The following is a 16,970-nucleotide window of genomic DNA, read 5'->3' as shown; positions in this document are numbered from 1 at the left end:
TAACTTACCTATTTTTTAAAATAATTTGTTATTTTTTTGAGCCAATTCGGCCAGGTGCTTTTCCCCCCGTTGGCCGCCGCTTTGGCTTGTTTCCCTTCCAGTTTGTGGAAGAGTCCCGCCGAAAGTAACGCTAATACGGACGGAACTCCGATAAGCGCGGCCGTCGTGGCATCGGCGGACGAAAAGATACCTGCATCCATTAAATTTTGTGCCAAATTGCTGAAAAGTACCGGGCCTAATGCGCAGGAAACGGCGCTCGCCACAATGAGCGAAATCACGCGGTCCTGCGTGCGGGTGTTTTTAGCCGTGCGGGCAAACGCCAGCGTAAACGCGGTGGAAATACCCGTCTCAGCCGCAAACAAAGCTGCCGTCAGGGCGTAGGCGTCGTTTGCCAGCGGAAGCGCCGCCAGCCCCCCCACCGCCGATAACAGCGTGGCAATGCTCATATTGTGTTTGGGGAACCATTTTAAAAAGTTTCCGGCCAAATAGCGCCCCAGCAAAAACGGTGCGGCAAACTGCGCAAGACCAAAGAGATACTGCGATGACGGATCCTCCGTCAGGCCCGGCAAGAGGAACAAAAAGCCGTTGCTAAAACACGTTTCCACGGCGTTCATTGTAAATAACCCGGCCAAAAGTGCTGCTACTCCTTTTTCCTCTTTAAACAAGCGCACATAGGCGTTATTTTTAAGGGCGGCCAATTTACCCACTTTTTCCCCAGTTTTAACTTCGGGCGCGGATACCTGCGGTTTTGTATTGGGGATTTTGGCAAAATTAAGCCCCAGCGCTGCGGCCGCCAGTAACGGAAGCGGCATTGCAAACGTGAAACTCCAATCTTGCCCCAAAAGTTTGGTTGCAATGAACGGGAACGCAAACGAGGCGGCCATACCCATAGCGCGGCCCAATTCGGTATTGGCGCTTCTTTTTTGGCGGATGAGTTCGCTTTCACCCGCGCTGATTTCCGTCATCATCGGGCCGATAGCGTTGTGCACAAACACGCCGCCCGTGCTGGCCGCCATAATACAGCCTAAAATGGAATAAAAGTGCGCCATAGCGTCCTGCCACGGGACGAAATTCCCATTAAGCCCGAGCAGGGAAACCCCGGCCGTGAACCCGGCCGCAAGCAGTCCAAGCCCCACATTTAAAGAGGCCTTTCTGCCGATTTTTTCCTTTAACCAGTTGGACAGAATCGCGCCCACGGAGTAAGGCAAGTAGGTGGCTACCGATACCAAAATGTTGTCCTCCAACGACAGACCAAAACTGGTGCCGAAATTCGCAATAACCGGGGTGGCAACTTCCAGTCCCACCACAAAAGAGGACATATACAAACTGGCCCGCTGGATAAAGGTGGAGGTTTGCGGTTGCGTAGGGAGAGCGGCGGGCGAAGCGGCTTTTTTAGCAAAAAGATTTTTTACTCCTCCCACCAGTTTTTTGGCGGTTTTCCACAAGGCGGGAACAGGGAGCCCGCCATACAAGGCATTTTTATTGTCCGTGTTTTGGCTGCGGCTTAAAAAACTGACGGAACTTTTTTGTTTCGCGGCGGCGCGACGGGCCTGCAAGGCTTTTTTCGCCCCACGTTGAAAAGCGGTCAAGCCTGGCGTTTCGGCGTTTTGGGCGGATATATCCGCTTGGGCGACGGCGAGTGCCGGGGTTTGCAGGTTAAGGACGGGTAATTCCACCGGGCTGAAAGCAGGGGCAATCTCTTGGCCTTGTTCGGCGAGAACAGGGGCCGCTTTGGGCGTTAAGGCCACATAGTCGGCTACCGCTTGTTTAGCGGGATTAGCCGCCAAAAGGGTAACTTTGCCCGCGTTTTTGAGTTTATAAGAGGTATTTGCCGTTTGCGCACTTACGGCAGGAACGGATAAGCCAAGTTCTTGGGCATATTCCACCGCGCCCGCAACGGCTTGTGCGGTTTTTACCTCTTTTATAAAGGAAGCGAAATCGTCATAGGCTTTTAATTTAAGTAAGGCCTTGGCCACGACACAAGCCGCGACGGGTTCTGCCGGAGTTTTTAAGGCCCGGCGGTAAAAAGAGGTTAAAAGGGCCGCATCCTGTTTTTGACCGAACACCCCGAGGGCTGCTGCATCCGCAAGGGCGTTTTGCGCGGCGTCCGCGGAAAAGTTTTTTAAATCAGCGCGCCAGAATTCAAGCGCTTTTGCCAAGTGTCCCGGGGCCGCAGGCAAACCCAAGGCGGTTTCTACAAATTCTTCCCGCAGTAAGGCGGCTCTTTCTGCCGCTTGCGGAAAGTTTACAATGCGGGCCGAAAGGTCCTGCAAATGCCCAGCCTGCACGCGTTGGCGGATTTGCGGGGCGGTTAAAGTTTGGGCCAAGCGGGCCTGCGTATTTAAGCGGGTCAGCGTGGCGCCAAGTTTTGCGGTGTTTACGGCAGCGCTCGCCGGAAGTTTTACGGAAAAAGAGGAAGCCGGAACGGTTACTTTTACTTTTGCGGCGGCACGGAAGCCCTTGGCTCCTTTTAAGGGTACTTGCGCATAGGCCAATACCGTATTTAAGGCGATTAAGGTGATACTAAGCAGCGATGCGATAACTTTTTTCATTGTCTTTCTTTTTCCTCTTTATAAATAAAAAAACCCGCTCTTTTTAAAAGTGCGGGTTTGTAATAAAAAATAAAAATATACTATCTTACACAAACTCCGCTCTCGTTTTTACGCATAATAAACATCCCCGCGCTAATAGTGTTATTTAGCACGGACGGTTCAGACATATGCTTAACGGAGCAAGAGTTAAAAATCATTACTTTTTTATCCTTTAAAAAAACGACCTTTTTATTTTAGCAATTTTTTTAAAATTTGTGCAATATTTTTTTATAATCTTTTTTTCTATTCCTAAAAAGACGTATTTTTTAGTACAGTAATACTTGTAATGCAATAAAAAACACGCCTTGGGGGTTATAGTAATATGGAAGCCAATTTAGCGCAGCGCACGGATGATGAACTCGTCAGCCTGTTTCAGGCCGGCTCGGGCGCGGCGTTTGAAACCTTGGTCTTGCGCTACAAAAACCCGCTCTACCAATACATTATGGGTATGGTGCAGGACGAGGGCGCGGCGGGCGATTTGTTTCAAGAGGTGTTTATCTCGTTTTTTAAGCACGCGGATAAATACGAGGCGCGCGGGAAGTTTAAGTCTTGGCTGTTTTTAACAGCGCGTAACAAAGTGCTGAACTTTTTTAGGGACAGCGACAAATTAACCTCGCTGGACCAAACGGATGAAGAAGGAAACCCCTTTTTGCACGACACCCTGCCGGACGGCGAACGCCCGTTATTAGACGGCCTTGCCGGGCAGGAAACGCTGGAACAAATCCGCCGGGCTACGCTGCTGCTTCCGCCCCGCCAGCGGGAAATGGTGTATTTGAGGCAATATATGTCTTTTAAAGAGATTTCGCAACTGTTGGGCCGCCCCTTGGGCACGGTACTGGCCGATTGCCACCGGGCGGTAAAAAAATTACAGCAGTTGCTGGCAGAACATACGGACGAGGTGAATTTATGAATAATATTTGCGAAAAGGCTGTTTTGTACGCCGCCGGGGGTTGGCCCGCGGACGAAAAGGCCGCTTTTGAAATGCACCTGAAAACGTGTGCTTCCTGCCGCGCGGAAGTCGCTTTGTTAAACAAAACGCAGGAGGCTTTAAATCCCCCCGCCGCTCCCAGTGCGGTGGTGGAAAACTTGTTTGCCAAAACAACGCGCAAAAAAGCACCCTTTTGGGCCGTGTGGAAGACGGCCTTGGCGGGTACGGCTGTATTGGGGGTAGGAATTGTATTCTTACTGGCCGCCCTGCACCCGGACAGATCCGCCTTTGACGCTACGGAAGTTGTAGCGTATATGAGCGAGCATTTGGACGAAGACTACCAAAACTTTTCAAGCGATTTGGAATTGTTTGAAGAGGACTTTTAAATGGGAGGAAGGAATATGAAGAAATTGCTGTTAGTTTCGCTTTTAGCGGCGTTGTGCGCTCCGGCCTTTGCCGAAGGCGCCTCCTGCCCGTGCCAAGACGGCGCCGAAAACTGCCGTTGCAAGGCGGCCAAGGAAGCCCGTGTGAAACCGGGCCCGCGCCACGAGGGCAAAGATGCGCGCCGGGACGAGTTTAAAAAGGCCCGCAAGGAACACAAGGCCAAAATGCGCGCCACCGAAGAAAAAGCCGAAAAACTGGTGGAAGAGTATAAAAAATTGAAGGCTGGCAAAAAGAAAGACGCCAAAAAAGCCGAAATTGCCGCCTTTGTGGCCTCTGTCCGCGAGGAACAACTGAAATTTAAAGAAGAACAGTTGGCTAAATTTAAAGACCGCTTGGCCCGTATGGAAGAAGGTCTTGCGCGCCAAAAATCGGACGAAGACAAACAAGCGTGGGTGGACCGCAAAACCAACGCCTTGATTGAAGACGACGGCGATTTGGACGCGCTGTTTGATGAGCGCGAAATGGGCCCCGCGCCCAAAGAAGGGCCGATGAATGGCCCGAAAGGCGCACCCGAAGGCGGCGAGGAAGGGCAATTACCGCCCCCGCCTATGCCAGCCCCCGAAGTCAAATAAGTTATTATTAATGGTAAAACACCCCGGGAAATAACTTCCGGGGTTTTTTATCGCTCCTGCGCTTCCTCTTATTTTGCTAATATATATATATGCAAACCCAACAAATAGATGCGTTAAGTTTAGTTAAAGCCCGGCAGTTGTATGCTTCGGGCGATATCCACCAAATAGAGGTAGGCACCACCCGGGGCCTGCAACAAATTCACGCTTATTTGTTTAAGGACTTGTACGATTTTGCCGGGCAAATCCGGGATAAAAATATTTCCAAGGGCGGGTTTCGCTTTGCTAACAGTTTGTATTTAAAGGAAGTATTATTGGCTATTGAAAAAATGCCCGCCACTACTTTTAAAGAAATCATTGCCAAATATGTGGAAATGAATATTGCCCACCCTTTTTTAGAGGGCAACGGCCGCGCTACGCGTATTTGGCTGGATTTAATGCTTAAAAAGAACTTGGGCAGAGTAGTAAACTGGCAGTATGTGGATAAAGATTTGTATTTGCAGGCAATGGAACGCAGCCCGATTAACGATTTGGAGTTGCGCGCCTTGTTGGAACCGAACCTGACCGACAAAATCAATGACCGAGAAGTTATTTTTAAAGGAATTGAACAATCCTATTATTACGAAGGCTACAAAAAAGAAAATTGATTTTTTGGCTTCCTTTTTAATTCTGGGACAACCCGTAATTTTGTAATGATGAATATTCGTACCCGCGTTTTGCGCTTGCTTTTGGGAACGGCTGTACTCGTTCTTGTGTTTGAATTTTCCTCTTGGTTTATCCGTCTGACCGGGCTCCATTTTCCCCCGCCTCTTTTGGGGGTGATGGTGCTGTGCTTGCTTTTAAAAACCAAAATTTGCCCGCCCGCCTTGGTGCAGGACATTTGCGAACTGCTACTCAAACATATGACGCTCTTTTTTATCCCGCTTACCGTGGGGATTATGGTCTATGGACGGGCAATTTCCCAAAATTTAACGCCTATTTTGGCGGCGGTGTTTTTGGGTACATTTATCAGTATGATTTTGACGGCTCTACTCATAGAAAACACCATAAAACTTATCAAATGGCGCCGTTTAAAGAGGACCAAATAAAATGTGGGGCTTTTTATTAACGGTAGCCGTGTATATCGGGTGCAAAAAAATCACGCAAAAGCGGTGGTTAGCCAAGGTGCCTGTTATTTTGCTGGCTGCCGGGATTTTAATTGCGCTTATTTTGGTGTGCCATACCTCATACGAAAGTTACAACGAATCGGCCTGCTGGATTACTTGGATTTTAGGCCCTGCGACGGTGGCCTTTGCGTGGCCGCTTAGCCAAAATCTCTCCGTTTTAAAGCGCAACAAACGCGCGGTGTATGGCGGGCTTTTGTTTTCCTGCCTGTGCACCATAGGGCTTACCTATTTGTTGGGGCGGTTCTTCCACGCCGAAAACCCGGTGATTTTTTCAATGCTTCCCAAATCTGTTACCACGCCGGCGGCGGTGGAAATTTCAAAAGATTTGGGCGGCATCCCCGAATTAACGGCCTGTCTTGTGGTATTAACGGGGCTTTTGGGCGGGCTCACCGCGCACGGGCTTTTTAAATTTCTTCGCATCCGCAGCCACGCCGCTATTGGTGTTTCCATTGGCGCCACCAGCCACGTTTTGGGCACCAGCAAATGCGCCGAAAAACATAAGGAAAAGCAAATGGTGTTAAGCACCTTGGCCCTTATTATTATGGCGCTTTTGACTGCTCTTGCGGCCCCGCACGTGGTGGCTTTTCTTGAAAAACTTTTTAACTAACCCTTTTCTGTGCGAGACAAATATCCCTAAACAAACTATACTCCCCTTATAGGGGGATATATGACGATACTAACAGACCAGACGTTTGACAAAGCCTACGAAGCGCACAATAAAGCCGAAATGGTGGAATTTTTTGCCACTTGGTGCCCGCATTGCAAAAAAATGGAGCCCGTTGTGGCCAAACTCGCCCAAGAGTACGCGGGCAAAATCAGCATTTTGACGGTGGACGTGGACCAAGCACCGCTGGCCAGCCGAAAATTCGGCATTTCGGGCGTGCCGACTTTCCTGTTTGTAAAAAACGGCAAGGTGGTGGAAAGTTTGGCGGGCGAATATACAGAGAGCGAACTAAAAGAGCAGTTAAAAGCGCTTTTATAAGAAAAAACCGGGTTCTTATAGAAACCCGGTTTTTAGTTTACTTCTTTTCAATTTCTTCTATTAAAAGTTGTAGGGCCTTTATAGAGGCTTTGCCGATGTTTCGCTCGCGCGTGTGGGCAAATAAAAACTTGTGCGCGTGAGCCCCTTTGGGCCCGGCCACGCCAATCCACACCGTGCCGACGGGCTTTTCCTTGGTTCCGCCGTCCGGCCCGGCAATCCCCGTAGTGGAAACGGCATAATCCGCGCCTGTAATTTTCCGCACCCCTTGGGCCATTTGCAGGGCGACGGGCTCGCTGACGGCCCCGTATTTCTGCAAATCGTCCGCGCTTACGCCCAAAACGTGGTTTTTTACCTCGTTGGCATACGATACCACTCCGCCTAAAAAATAGGCCGACGAGCCGGGAACGGCCGTAATCAAATGGGCGATGTTTCCCCCCGTGCAACTTTCCGCACACGCCACCGTAACGCCGCTTTGGCGCAGGCGGCGGGCAAAATCTTCTTCTACGGAAGTGTTATCGGCCACCGTAAAGGTAAGCCCGTTAAGCGATTTTAAAAGGGCTTCAAAAAAAGCGTCCAACTTTTCTACCGCTTGCCCCTTGGCGGTTACGCGCAGGCGGATAAAGCCCGTAGAGGGCAGATAGGCTAGGCCGATTCCTGTGGGCAAGGTTTCCTCATAAGCGGCTAGTTTCATAGCCAGATCCGACTCCGGAATATTAAATACCGTTACCATACGGTAGCACAGTAAACCGTCCTTAAATTTAGCCTTTAAGCGAGGCAGTACCTCCGCCGGGAACAAATATTCTGTTTCAAACGGCACACCGGGCAAGGAAACGAGCACTTTTCCCTCTTTTTCAAACCACATCCCGCTGGCCGTACCCTTTAAATTGCGTAGCGGCGTGCAACTTTTGGGCAAAACCGCCTGGGATTTGTTGTATTCGTTCATCCGTTCGGGGCGGCCAGCAAACATTTCTTCCAACCACGCGTAGGCCTGCGGGTTAAATTCAAGCGTCGTGCCAAAGTATTCCGACAGCACCTTTTTGGTTAAATCGTCCTTGGTCGGTCCTAATCCCCCCGTTACCAGCACGATGTCCGCGCAGAAAAAGCCTTCCTCCACCGCGCGCAAAATTTCGGTGCGTTCGTCGGCCACGGACAGCATTTTAACGGTTTCCGCGCCGATTTCGGCCAAGCCCCGCGCCAAAAAGCGGGAGTTGGTGTCTAAAATCTGGCCGAGAAGAATCTCGTCCCCAATGGTAATAATAGCGGCTTTCATAACTTTATTGTATGATTTTCAGCTGAAAAGATACAGAGGGCCCATATTTTATACAATATATAATTGCGGGCTTACCGCAAGATACTTATGAAAACCGAAAAAAATACCATTACCCCTAATGCCTGGGCGTTAGTGCCCTTGGGCGTATTTCTAATCGCTTATTTGGCCGTCTCCGTGGTGGCGGGCGATTTTTACAAAATGCCGATTACCGTGGCGTTTGTATTGTCCTCTATTGTAGCCGTTTGGATGAGCAAGGGCGGCACGTTGCATAACCGCATTGAACTGTTTTGCAAGGGCGCGGCCAATGCCAACATTATGCTAATGGTAATGATTTTTATTTTGGCGGGTGCGTTTGCGCAGACCGCCAAGGCAATGGGCGCGGTGGACGCTACGGTTAATTTGACTCTTTCCATTTTGCCCGGCAATGTGCTGGCGGCCGGGATTTTTCTGGCGGCCTGCGTGATTTCCGTTTCTGTGGGAACCTCGGTGGGAACGATTGTCGCCCTTACTCCTGTGGCGGCGGGTTTATCTGCCCAAACGGGTTTGCCCTTGCCGCTTATGGCGGCCGTGGTGGTGGGCGGAGCGATGTTTGGCGATAACTTATCCTTTATTTCCGATACTACTATTGTAGCCACCCGCACGCAGGGGTGCAAAATGGCTGACAAATTCCGCACGAACTTTGCTATCGTAATGCCCTTTGCTATTTTGACGACGGTTATCTATATTTTAATGGGCAGCGGCGTGCAGAACGCCTTTACGCCCGGCGAAATTTCGTGGATAAAGGTATTGCCGTATTTTGTGGTATTGGCGGCGGCGATAATGGGCGTAAACGTAATGCTAGTGCTCTTGGGCGGCACGGTATTGTGCGGGCTTATCGGCATTTTGACGGGCGCCTTTAATATCTGGGGCTGGACGACCGCTATGGGCAACGGCATTACGGGTATGGGCGAACTGATTATCGTTACCATTTTGGCGGGCGGTATGTTGGAAATGATTCGCTACAACGGAGGTTTGGCTTGGATTATCCAAAAAATGACCGCTAAACTGCACACCCGCCGCGGGGCGGAAGTGAGCATCGCAGGGGTGATTAGTTTTGCCAACCTCTGCACCGCTAACAATACGATTGCCCTTATTATGGCGGGGCCAATTGCCAAGGAAATTGCGGGGCGCTTTAACATTGCCCCCAATCGCGCGGCGAGTTTGTTGGATATTTTTTCCTGCTTTGTGCAAGGTATTATTCCCTACGGGGCGCAACTGCTAATGGCGGCCAGTTTGACGGGTGTTTCCCCGGTTAGCATTATGAAATATTTGTATTATCCGTATTTGTTGGGGTTTGGTGCGTTGCTTGCCATTTGGCTGCGTTATCCGCGCAAGCACGCAATGGGAACCAATTCCAGCCAGTTGGAAGCCTAACTTTGTAAAAAGCCCCGTTTGGACGGGGTTTTTTAATGGGTGGCTACTTGCTTTTTGAGGGTTTTTTCAATATACTTATTATATGCCTAGTTTACAATAGGGGTTTTATTATGAAAAAATTATTACTTGCAGGAGTTTTATCATTAGCATTGCCTATATCGGCGGAAGTGGTGTCGGCGGTGTCTTATAACCCGTCGCGTATGGGTGATTATGTCTATTTAAAGGTGGCCGATAAGGCCAATTTAAAGGGCGGTATTGAAAGTAATACAATGACGGTTCGCTCCGGCGGAACGGTTAGCGCGAGTTCACCCAATTTAAATTATGACGTTCCCGCGGTAGTGGGCGAATCTGGCTCCACCTTGGATATGCCGAACACGGCTATTCACGGAAGCAACGCCAATACTTATAACGGTTATCAGTCCGTAAACAGCGGTACGCCCAGCGCTCTTTTGAATAATGTGTATGTAAACGGCGGGCAAACAACGGTCAAAAACGATTCGTATATATCCACATTAGAAGCGGTAAACAGACTGAAACAAAAGGCGGCAACTCTGCGCGCTAATAAACTTTCTGTCAGCGGTTCCGAGGATGCCAGCCTTTACGACGGGGCAACCACGGACGGATTTACATTGGCTGGGAACGATATTCCGCAGCCGACGTCTTCGCACGTGAACACGGGTTCTTCTTTAAGCAATTGTACGTTAAAATGGGAAGATCGGGTAACGAGTGATAACCAAAAGGTAAAACTTTTGGCTTTGGCTAACTGTGGGGGAACTACTCCGTCTACGGGAGATTGTTCTAATGCCTCCTACAAGGCAAGCCATAAAAGTGAGTGCTGCCCGTCGGCCTCCCAGTCGGACCCTGTATGTTATGAATTGCGATGGAGTAATTGTTCTACGACTTCTGCGGGTAATGATTCAGCCTGCTATGATAGAAATGAATATTGGAACGAGTGTGATAACCCGTGTGAGGCTGTAGGGAAATCGTGTGAATGGTTAAGTTGTATGAATGGTATATTTGAAACAGGTGGGTGTACTACCTGCGTGTTGGATAAAAACGGCTGGTAAAAATTGTTAAGTTTTATAAAACACCCCGGGGTACTGTAAAAAGTCCCCGGGGTGTTTTTTAAAAAGAGGTCATTCTGGAAAGTTTCTGTCCAGAATCTGTTGTTTTCCTTTTTTTGAATAACGGCAGATCCTAGACTACAACCTTCCAGGATGACGGCAATTACTCACCAAACTATTTAAGCAATTCGGCCCAAGCGTCTTTTTCGGCTTGGAGTTGTTTTTTGGTTTCGTCAGCCTTTTGCTGTAATTTTTCCTTGGCCACATCCGCCGCGGTTTTGGAGCCGCTGGCTACTTCGGCCGCCGTCTTGGCGTTTTGGTAGGACTGCTTGGCTTCCAACAGTTTTTGGCGGGTTTCAGCCGATTTTTGCAAGGCTTCATCCAACGTCATCGTTTTGGGGGCGGTGGTGGAGGTGGTGGTGCCCGTGGAGGCGCAACCCACAGCCAATACCGCGGCTACAAAAGCGAGTAAAATAGTTTTTTTCATTGCATACTCCTTACTGGTGGTTTCTTATATTTTATAAAACTTTCCCCCCACCCGTGCAAGTGTTCCGTTTAAAATTGATACAATAAATCAAACACGAAAGGAGATTTTACTATGTACATTATATTGGGTTTTGTGGCGGGAGCCTTGCTGGCTGGTTTATTTTTTGCGACCTGGAATAACGGCGCGCTTGCCAAGTTGCGCGCCAAAAATGCCGATTTGCGGGTGGAAAACACCAAGCTGACGGAAGAAAAAAATTCCGTCCGCCGGGAAAAAGAATTGGTAGAGGAGCATTTTAAATCCTTGGCGGCCACTTATAAGGCCCAATTTGCCGAGGTGGCTTCCCAAATTTTGGACGATAAAGCCAAGGGACTGGAAAGTAAAAACACCGAACTTTTGCGCCCGTTATCCCAGCATTTGGACGATTTTGTCAAAAAGGTGGCCGATATGGAGCACCAAACCACCGCGGCGCAGGCCCGCTTGGAAAAGGGTTTAACCGATGTAATCAAATCTACTGAAAAAATTGACCAAAGCGCCGTGCATTTGACGAACGCCATTAAGGGCGAAGCCATTATGCGCGGGGCGTGGGGCGAGGAAGCCGTCAAACGCTTGTTAGAGGTGGCCGGGTTAAAGGCCGGGGTGGATTATTTCCCGCAGGCGGCGGATAGCAGCACAAATAAGCGTGTGGACTACAAAATCGCCTTGCCGGGCGGGCGGTGGCTGATGCTGGACGCCAAGACTATTTTTAACCATTACGCGGCCTATTTTAGCGCGCAGAACCCTAAGCAAAAGGCCGCGTTGCTGGCGGAACACGTTAAGGATATAAAAAGTACGATTGCCAATTTAAGCAGTAAAAAATACCCCGCCTTACAGCAGGCGCAGAGCGAACAAATCCAGCCAGATTATACCCTTATGTTCGTCTGCCCGGAAAGCGCGCTTTTAACGGCCGTAGAGGCCGCACCCGAGATTTTGGACGAGGCTTGGAAGCACAATATTGCGCTCGTGTCGGCTACGTCGCTGATGAGTACGCTAAAATTGGTGTCCAAATTATGGGATATTGACCGCCAGCATACCTATATGGAAGGATTTAAAGAGGATATTTTGAAACTGGTGGAAAAATTTAACGAATTTTTGGTAAATTTCGCCAAGGCCGAAATGGCAGTTAGCCAAGCGGCGGATAAAGTGCGTATCGCCCGCGCGCATATAGACGGCGACAACGGGGCCTTTTTGCCCGTGGCCCAGCGCATTGTGGACTTGTACGGCGTGCCTCTTACCGCCAAAAATGCAAAATTAATTAAATCTATGGGATATGCCTACACCGGGGAAAAGTCCGCCCCGCAAGAACTCCAAAAGTAATTTACTTAGTGATAAAAAAGCGGTCCAAGCCGTCGTTATCGTCGTTAAAATTGTGCTTGTCGGGGTTGTTCCAGTCCCAAAAGTGCGCGCACAGCAGGTAGGAGCCCAGCGCGGTGGTAAACGCGCTTAACAGGTAAAACCCTTGGCGCATTTGGTATTCATATCCTTCGGTTCCCAGCCATTTGTGCATATAGTCCCAGTCTGGTAAGGTTTCCGGCCCCGCGTTTAACAAGGTGATTACCGGGTCCAAACTGCACCCCGTGTAATGCCCCACGCTGTAAAACGCTATGGCCAGCAACAGCAAACATCCGTCGGCCTGGATTTCCTTTCCCTGCCGCAAAAAGCAAAAATACGCCAGTAGCGGTACGCCCACTTCGGTTAGCGTGCCGCCCCAAATCGTCCACATAAAGTTCCCGCCGGAAAGAAACTGAAAAATGGGGTGCCCGGCCTCGTGTATGCCAATGGTAAAGAACCAAAATACGCCTGCCAGCGGGCAATGGCGCGGCCCTACAAACCACGCGTAGCACAGGGCGGTTATTACGATAATGAATAAAATCCCCTTCCAACCGTATCGGTGGAAGAGCGGCCCCTTTCTCATCGGGTCAATAAAATCAAAAAAACGTTGCATAAGTGGCAAAATCTCCTAGGGTTATATTGTACCCTAAAAAACCCTATTACAGGCAAAAAACTTTTTCCCCCCGCGCAAAAAGGGTTAGTTTTCCCCCTTTGCCCGACGGAACCCGTTAAAACTAATCCGTTTTTAGCGTTGAGAAAGTCCCACCGTATTGGTAAGGTAACAGGGACGGATATATCCGTTAAATTTGTTCAGAATAGTTTACGGGGGTAAACAATGAACTGTATCAAAACCGTACTGGCGGTGGGGATTTTTTTAGCCGCACCCGCTGCCTATGCGCAGGATAATACGCCGCTTTCGGCTAAGCACGAACAGCGGCTTGCTTCCCGGCAGAAGTTGGCTTATGACCTATCGTCCGACTGTTGGCGGGAACACATTAAACTAAAACAAATGTTGCAGGATAAACTCGGTTTGCAAGTGGGGGCCGATATTTCCTACACCTTGCAGCGCGGCGCGCCGTCCGGCAAGCAAACCGCTATCCAGGGTATCTATTACCCGTACCTTACTTGGACCTTGTTTAAAGATACTTCTTTGGGATCTGGGCAGGTGGACTTTAACTATAATCTTATCCGCTATTGGGGTACTTCGGCCGCCACAGTGCAAAACCGGGTGAAGACCGCCGTAGCGTTTAACGATTATTCGGCAAATCAGGAAATCTTCTCGCAACTTACTTATACGCACACCTTGCCCGGGGAACTGGATTGGCTGTCGGTTACGCTGGGGCAGTTCCCGCTGTATAACTTTGACGGCACGGAATATATTTCAAACCAGCAAACCGCGCTGATGAACTATTCCTTGGCGCAAAACGCGTCGTCCGCGTATCCGTCGGCCTCGCTGGGGGCGTATGTGCAGGCGCAACGGGGCGCGTGGACGGTCAGCGCGGGGTATCAGGACGCTACCAATATTTCCGGTGCGCAACTGCGCGTAAAGGACGCCTTCCGCGGGGCTTATACCGGGTTTGGCTCGGTCCAATGGGCGCCGGAGTTTGCAGGTAATCCCGGCCAGTACGGCGTGCTGTATTATTACCAGCCGTCTGTGGCGGGGCAAGAAGAAAACGTAAACGGCTGGTCCGTAAATATGCAGCAGAATATGGGCGAAAAATTAGCGTTCTTTGGGCGGGCTAACGGCTCGTCCGGCGGGGCTGTGCCCGTCAAACTTTCGTACGCTACGGGGGCCGCGTGGTTAAACCCGTTGGAACGCAACGAGCAGGACGCCATTATCATCGGCGCCGCGTATAACCGCCTGAGCAAAAAGGGGATGGATTATCCCCCCTATATGCGCTCGGGTGAGGTAGTCTTGGAAGCCCAATGGGTATGGGGCATTGGCAAATTTATAACGGTTACGCCGGATATGCAGTTTTATCCGCGGGCCGCTTCCAACCCGGACAAGGAGTTCGTAACGGTGGCCGGGTTGCGTACAACCATAATGTTGTAGTGGGGTAAATTAAAAATACAGGAGATATATATGGAAAATAATTTAGTATTGGGGACGCGTTATCCAACCTTGGCGTTTATTTCCGGCGGAGCCGGGCAGGCGGCGGACGGTATTCCGCCCCAGCCGTTTGAAACCTTTTGCTACGATTCGGCCCTCTTGCAGGCCAAAATAGAAAACTTTAACGTAGTGCCTTATACGTCGGTTTTGCCTAAGGAACTCTACGGCAATATTTTGCCCGTAGATAAGGTGGCAAAAAACTTTAAGCACGGTGCGGTGCTGGAAGTGATTATGGCCGGAAACGGTGCGCGCATAGAAGACCACAAGGCCATTGCCACGGGTGTGGGCGTGTGCTGGGGTAAGGACAAAAAGGGCAATTTGGTAGGCGGCTGGGCGGCTGAATATGTGGAGTATTTTGATACGCCCATTGATAACGAAATTGCCGAAGGCCACGCGCATATGTGGCTTAATAAATCCTTGCGGCACGAGTTGGAAATCCGCGGTGTGGAAAAGCACAGCGAGTTCCAAATTTGGCACAACTTTGTGAATATCACCCAGCCGTTTGCGTATTGCTTAACGGTAATGGGTTTTTTGAACTTTAAGTTTGCAGAACCTGTAAACGTAAAATAAACCGATAACGGTTTTGGGGGATATATGGGAGAAAACAAACAAACCGCCGGCAAGTTGGGGGTTATCGGGCTGGCTTGTATTGTCATCAGTTCAATGGTCGGGGGAGGCGTTTTTTCCCTCCCCCAAAATATGGCCTCCGGGGCCAGCGCGGGCGCAGTGCTGATTGCGTGGCTGATAACGGGTATCGGAATGTACTTTATCGCCAATACATTTAGCATTTTGTCGCGCGTAAAGCCGGATTTGACCTCCGGCGTGTATATGTACGCCCGGGAAGGGTTTGGGCGGTATGTGGGCTTTACAATCGGCTGGGGCTATTGGCTGTGCCAAATCTTCGGCAATGTGGGCTTTGCCGTGATTACAATGGACGCACTAAATTACTTTTTCCCCCCGTATTTTGCGGGCGGAAATAATCTGCTTTCCATTGTGTGCGGGTCGGTGCTGATATGGGTGTTTAACTGCGTGGTGCTGCGCGGAGTGCGCCAAGCCGCTATTTTAAACGTCATCGGTACGGTGGGCAAATTGGTGCCGATATTGCTGTTTTGCCTGATAATGCTTTTTGTGTTCCATTTGGATAAATTTGATTTTAACTTTTGGGGCCATATGGCGGAAGGCGGAAAAACCTTGGGCTCTTTGGGCGCGCAGTTAAAAAGCACAATGCTGGTAACCCTCTGGGCGTTTATCGGCATAGAGGGCGCAGTTGTCCTATCCGGGCGGGCCAAAAGTCAGGCGGCGGTCAGTAAGGCCACCTTTTTAGGCTTTTTGGGGTGCTTGGTGATTTATGTGGGGCTTTCGGTGCTTCCGTTCGGTTTTTTATCGCAAGAGGAACTGGCGACGATTGCCAACCCCTCTACGGCGGGCGTGCTGGAAAAGGTGGTCGGCCCGTGGGGCGCGTGGATGATGAACATCGGGCTGCTTTTGGCCGTGCTTTCCAGTTGGTTGGCCTGGACGATGATTTGCGCCGAAATCCCGGCCGCGGCGGCGGAAAACGGCACTTTTCCAAAGCAGTTTGCCCGGCAGAATAAAAACGGGGCGCCGTCTGTGTCGCTATGGGTTACAAGCGCCTTAATGCAGGTGGCGATTTTGCTGGTGTATTTTGCAAGCGATGCGTGGAACACGATGCTCTCTATTACCAGCGTAATGGTGCTGCCCGCGTATTTGGCGAGTACGGCCTATCTGTGGAAGATGACCGAGGACGGCGAATATGCCCAAATCAGCAAAACGGGCCGTGCGGGGGCGCTGTTTACAGCCTCTTTGGGGACGTTTTACGGCTTGTGGCTGGTGTATGCGGCGGGGCTTAAATATTTGTTCCTTGCGGTGATTTTTCTCGCGCTGGGGATTCCCGTATTTATTTGGGCGCGGTGCCAACAGCAAGACGACGGCAATATTTTTACGCGGGGTGAAAAAGCGGTTTGTACGCTTTTGGTGCTCTTTGCCCTGACGGCAGTATATGTATTTGCGCGGGGACTTGTTAGCATTTAGCCGCGCGTTGTGTTGATAAAGGTGTTGCTTATAATAGGCCGGGTGTATTTTTTATACCCCCGGCCTGTTTTGTGGGTGTCGTTATTTAATAAAGTCATTCTGGAAGGTTTCTGTCCAGAATCTATTCCTTGTTTTATAACAACAGATCCTGGAGTACGACTTTCCAGGATGACGACAAATGCCTAACTACCCAAGATGTAGATTCTGAAAACCCGGCGGGCCGCCAGTTCAGAATGACCTCCAATTTTTATAACGGCCTTGTGGTATCGCTTTTCGCCGTCATCCCGTAGTGTCTTTATACGGGATCTGTCGTTTGTTGTTGCCGTCATTCCCGACTACAACTTTCGGGAATGATGACTTTATTAAAATGGTGGTCATCCTGAACTTGTTTCAGGATCTACCGATTGTGCCGTTGCCTTTTTGGCTGTTTGTTGTAAAGGGCTTGACTCGTTTTTTTTTGATAAATTAGAGAGAGATCACGCTTACCGTACCCGGATGTATCCGCTGTATAAAAACGCGTATAAAAGGC

Annotated in this window: 17 protein-coding genes; 13 read left to right on the top strand and 4 right to left on the bottom strand. The window is 49.9% G+C overall.

Annotated elements, in window-relative coordinates; all coding sequences use genetic code 11:
* Nucleotides 1–8: 8 nt before the first annotated feature.
* On the bottom strand, nt 9–2,552 hold the full coding sequence (locus B2118_RS03660; RefSeq protein ID WP_428053359.1) for an MFS transporter: 2,544 nt from the start codon (nt 2,550–2,552) through the stop codon (nt 9–11).
* Nucleotides 2,553–2,913: 361 nt separating this feature from the next.
* Between B2118_RS03660 and B2118_RS03655 the strand changes: the two genes are divergently transcribed.
* The 7 genes from B2118_RS03655 to B2118_RS03625 all read left to right on the top strand — a co-directional run bounded on the left by B2118_RS03655 (nt 2,914) and on the right by B2118_RS03625 (nt 6,680).
* Complete coding sequence (locus B2118_RS03655; RefSeq protein WP_428053358.1) at nt 2,914–3,501, top strand: RNA polymerase sigma factor; 588 nt, start codon at nt 2,914–2,916, stop codon at nt 3,499–3,501.
* Nucleotides 3,498–3,905 carry a zf-HC2 domain-containing protein gene (locus tag B2118_RS03650; protein ID WP_428053357.1) on the top strand — a complete coding sequence of 136 codons (408 nt, stop codon included), beginning with the start codon at nt 3,498–3,500 and terminating at the stop codon, nt 3,903–3,905. The genes B2118_RS03655 and B2118_RS03650 overlap by 4 nt, the downstream gene beginning before the upstream one ends.
* 15 nt (nt 3,906–3,920) lie before the next feature.
* Nucleotides 3,921–4,535, top strand: coding sequence for a hypothetical protein (locus B2118_RS03645; RefSeq protein ID WP_428053356.1), 615 nt, complete (start codon nt 3,921–3,923; stop codon nt 4,533–4,535).
* An 89-nt stretch (nt 4,536–4,624) separates the two neighbouring features.
* A complete protein-coding gene (fic, locus tag B2118_RS03640) occupies nt 4,625–5,179 on the top strand; it encodes a protein adenylyltransferase Fic (protein WP_428053355.1) in 555 nt (184 codons plus the stop codon).
* A gap of 45 nt (nt 5,180–5,224) precedes the next feature.
* Entirely contained in the window at nt 5,225–5,620 is a 396-nt protein-coding gene (locus B2118_RS03635; RefSeq protein WP_428053354.1) for a CidA/LrgA family protein, read from the top strand.
* A 1-nt stretch (nt 5,621) separates the two neighbouring features.
* Nucleotides 5,622–6,305: an LrgB family protein gene (locus B2118_RS03630; protein ID WP_428053353.1), complete on the top strand. Its 684-nt coding sequence runs from the start codon at nt 5,622–5,624 to the stop codon at nt 6,303–6,305.
* 60 nt (nt 6,306–6,365) lie between these two features.
* Nucleotides 6,366–6,680: a thioredoxin family protein gene (locus tag B2118_RS03625; protein ID WP_428053352.1), complete on the top strand. Its 315-nt coding sequence runs from the start codon at nt 6,366–6,368 to the stop codon at nt 6,678–6,680.
* 37 nt (nt 6,681–6,717) lie between these two features.
* Here B2118_RS03625 and B2118_RS03620 read toward each other — a convergent pair whose 3' ends face one another.
* The gene (locus B2118_RS03620) at nt 6,718–7,950 is read right to left on the bottom strand and encodes a competence/damage-inducible protein A (protein WP_428053351.1); all 1,233 of its coding nucleotides are present in this window, start codon (nt 7,948–7,950) and stop codon (nt 6,718–6,720) included.
* Between the two features lie 87 nt (nt 7,951–8,037).
* Between B2118_RS03620 and B2118_RS03615 the strand changes: the two genes are divergently transcribed.
* Together B2118_RS03615 and B2118_RS03610 are read left to right on the top strand one after the other, a co-directional pair.
* Nucleotides 8,038–9,363 carry a Na+/H+ antiporter NhaC family protein gene (locus tag B2118_RS03615; RefSeq protein ID WP_428053350.1) on the top strand — a complete coding sequence of 442 codons (1,326 nt, stop codon included), beginning with the start codon at nt 8,038–8,040 and terminating at the stop codon, nt 9,361–9,363.
* Between the two features lie 110 nt (nt 9,364–9,473).
* Complete coding sequence (locus B2118_RS03610; RefSeq protein ID WP_428053349.1) at nt 9,474–10,430, top strand: hypothetical protein; 957 nt, start codon at nt 9,474–9,476, stop codon at nt 10,428–10,430.
* Between the two features lie 172 nt (nt 10,431–10,602).
* Here the strand turns inward: B2118_RS03610 and B2118_RS03605 are convergent, their stop codons facing one another.
* Nucleotides 10,603–10,914 (bottom strand): hypothetical protein, encoded by a 312-nt coding sequence (locus B2118_RS03605; protein WP_428053348.1) that lies wholly within the window; start codon nt 10,912–10,914, stop codon nt 10,603–10,605.
* Nucleotides 10,915–11,025: 111 nt separating this feature from the next.
* Between B2118_RS03605 and B2118_RS03600 the strand changes: the two genes are divergently transcribed.
* Nucleotides 11,026–12,267, top strand: a complete 1,242-nt coding sequence (locus B2118_RS03600) for a DNA recombination protein RmuC (protein WP_428053347.1) — start codon at nt 11,026–11,028, stop codon at nt 12,265–12,267.
* A 1-nt stretch (nt 12,268) separates the two neighbouring features.
* Here the strand turns inward: B2118_RS03600 and B2118_RS03595 are convergent, their stop codons facing one another.
* Nucleotides 12,269–12,895: a hypothetical protein gene (locus tag B2118_RS03595; RefSeq protein ID WP_428053346.1), complete on the bottom strand. Its 627-nt coding sequence runs from the start codon at nt 12,893–12,895 to the stop codon at nt 12,269–12,271.
* 222 nt (nt 12,896–13,117) lie between these two features.
* Between B2118_RS03595 and B2118_RS03590 the strand changes: the two genes are divergently transcribed.
* From B2118_RS03590 to B2118_RS03580, 3 genes are read left to right on the top strand one after another with little or no spacing between them, the layout of a single operon-like run.
* Complete coding sequence (locus B2118_RS03590; protein ID WP_428053345.1) at nt 13,118–14,335, top strand: carbohydrate porin; 1,218 nt, start codon at nt 13,118–13,120, stop codon at nt 14,333–14,335.
* 30 nt (nt 14,336–14,365) lie between these two features.
* Nucleotides 14,366–14,962 carry a pyruvoyl-dependent arginine decarboxylase gene (locus B2118_RS03585; protein ID WP_428053344.1) on the top strand — a complete coding sequence of 199 codons (597 nt, stop codon included), beginning with the start codon at nt 14,366–14,368 and terminating at the stop codon, nt 14,960–14,962.
* 24 nt (nt 14,963–14,986) lie between these two features.
* Nucleotides 14,987–16,441 (top strand): amino acid permease, encoded by a 1,455-nt coding sequence (locus tag B2118_RS03580; RefSeq protein ID WP_428053343.1) that lies wholly within the window; start codon nt 14,987–14,989, stop codon nt 16,439–16,441.
* Nucleotides 16,442–16,970 lie beyond the last annotated feature (529 nt).

The sequence above is a fragment of the Candidatus Avelusimicrobium stercoris genome (genome assembly GCF_002437085.1).
GTDB lineage: Bacteria > Elusimicrobiota > Elusimicrobia > Elusimicrobiales > Elusimicrobiaceae > Avelusimicrobium > Avelusimicrobium stercoris.
Note: the sequence above shows the minus strand (reverse complement) of the source record. Positions and strands in the feature narration are given on the sequence as shown.

Bases quoted from the DNA above. Each gene is read 5' to 3' on its own strand.
- B2118_RS03660 (WP_428053359.1), bottom strand. From the start codon at position 2,552: ATGAAAAAAGTTATCGCATCGCTGCTTAGTATCACCTTAATCGCCTTA.
- B2118_RS03655 (WP_428053358.1), top strand. From the start codon at position 2,914: ATGGAAGCCAATTTAGCGCAGCGCACGGATGATGAACTCGTCAGCCTG.
- B2118_RS03650 (WP_428053357.1), top strand. From the start codon at position 3,498: ATGAATAATATTTGCGAAAAGGCTGTTTTGTACGCCGCCGGGGGTTGG.
- B2118_RS03645 (WP_428053356.1), top strand. From the start codon at position 3,921: ATGAAGAAATTGCTGTTAGTTTCGCTTTTAGCGGCGTTGTGCGCTCCG.
- fic (WP_428053355.1), top strand. From the start codon at position 4,625: ATGCAAACCCAACAAATAGATGCGTTAAGTTTAGTTAAAGCCCGGCAG.
- B2118_RS03635 (WP_428053354.1), top strand. From the start codon at position 5,225: ATGATGAATATTCGTACCCGCGTTTTGCGCTTGCTTTTGGGAACGGCT.
- B2118_RS03630 (WP_428053353.1), top strand. From the start codon at position 5,622: ATGTGGGGCTTTTTATTAACGGTAGCCGTGTATATCGGGTGCAAAAAA.
- B2118_RS03625 (WP_428053352.1), top strand. From the start codon at position 6,366: ATGACGATACTAACAGACCAGACGTTTGACAAAGCCTACGAAGCGCAC.
- B2118_RS03620 (WP_428053351.1), bottom strand. From the start codon at position 7,950: ATGAAAGCCGCTATTATTACCATTGGGGACGAGATTCTTCTCGGCCAG.
- B2118_RS03615 (WP_428053350.1), top strand. From the start codon at position 8,038: ATGAAAACCGAAAAAAATACCATTACCCCTAATGCCTGGGCGTTAGTG.
- B2118_RS03610 (WP_428053349.1), top strand. From the start codon at position 9,474: ATGAAAAAATTATTACTTGCAGGAGTTTTATCATTAGCATTGCCTATA.
- B2118_RS03605 (WP_428053348.1), bottom strand. From the start codon at position 10,914: ATGAAAAAAACTATTTTACTCGCTTTTGTAGCCGCGGTATTGGCTGTG.
- B2118_RS03600 (WP_428053347.1), top strand. From the start codon at position 11,026: ATGTACATTATATTGGGTTTTGTGGCGGGAGCCTTGCTGGCTGGTTTA.
- B2118_RS03595 (WP_428053346.1), bottom strand. From the start codon at position 12,895: ATGCAACGTTTTTTTGATTTTATTGACCCGATGAGAAAGGGGCCGCTC.
- B2118_RS03590 (WP_428053345.1), top strand. From the start codon at position 13,118: ATGAACTGTATCAAAACCGTACTGGCGGTGGGGATTTTTTTAGCCGCA.
- B2118_RS03585 (WP_428053344.1), top strand. From the start codon at position 14,366: ATGGAAAATAATTTAGTATTGGGGACGCGTTATCCAACCTTGGCGTTT.
- B2118_RS03580 (WP_428053343.1), top strand. From the start codon at position 14,987: ATGGGAGAAAACAAACAAACCGCCGGCAAGTTGGGGGTTATCGGGCTG.